The 727-nt window shown below is 64.4% G+C and carries 1 protein-coding gene; it reads left to right on the top strand.

All coding sequences use genetic code 11. The features are described 5' to 3' along the window. Nucleotides 1-16 precede the first annotated feature (16 nt). Nucleotides 17-727: AGE family epimerase/isomerase (locus tag L901_RS22900; RefSeq protein ID WP_197419718.1), on the top strand; the 711-nt coding region annotated here is incomplete at its 3' end.

The following is a 727-nucleotide window of genomic DNA, read 5'->3' as shown; positions in this document are numbered from 1 at the left end:
AACAGAGAGTTGACGCATGACATTGCCATTTCCGAGCATCGCGCAGACGCTTGCCGAAGAGATCGGAAGATTACGCAAATGGCTGGATGAGGACGCCCTGCCCCTGTGGTGGGAGGCGGGTTCGGCGCGGCCGGATGGCGGCTTTTACGAACGTCTCGGCCAGGATGCCAAACCGGTTTTTTCCGATGACCGCCGCGCCCGCGTGCAGCCGCGCCAGGCCTATTGTTTCGCCGCCGCCGGCCAGCACGGCTGGCAGGGGCCGTGGAAAGACGCGCTCCTGCACGGGCTTTCCTGGTTCGAGAAGGTCTATCGCCTTGAAAACGGCCTTTATGGCAACCTTGCCGACCAGACCGGCCGGCTGATCGATCCCTCCTTCGATCTCTACAATCAGGCCTTTGCGCTGTTCGCCGCCGCACAGACCGCCGCAAGCCTTCCCGAGCGCCGGGACGAGATGCGCGGCCGGGCGCTCGATATCCTCGCCATCCTCGAACGCGACTACAGACATCCGGTCGCCGGTTTCGAGGAGGCGAACCCGCCGCGCACGCCGCTCTGCTCCAATCCGCACATGCATCTCTTCGAGGCGATGCTGGCCTGGGAGGTGCAGGACCCGGACGGCCCGTGGTCGGCGCTGGCCGACGAGATCGCCGATCTCGCGCTTAACCGCTTCATCGATGGCGGCAATGGCGGCTTGCGCGAATTCTTTACCCATGACTGGACACCGCATGAC

This window comes from Agrobacterium sp. D14 (assembly GCF_001526505.1).
In the GTDB taxonomy this organism is placed as follows: domain Bacteria; phylum Pseudomonadota; class Alphaproteobacteria; order Rhizobiales; family Rhizobiaceae; genus Agrobacterium; species Agrobacterium leguminum.
This window is presented reverse-complemented; position numbering and strand designations above follow the sequence as displayed.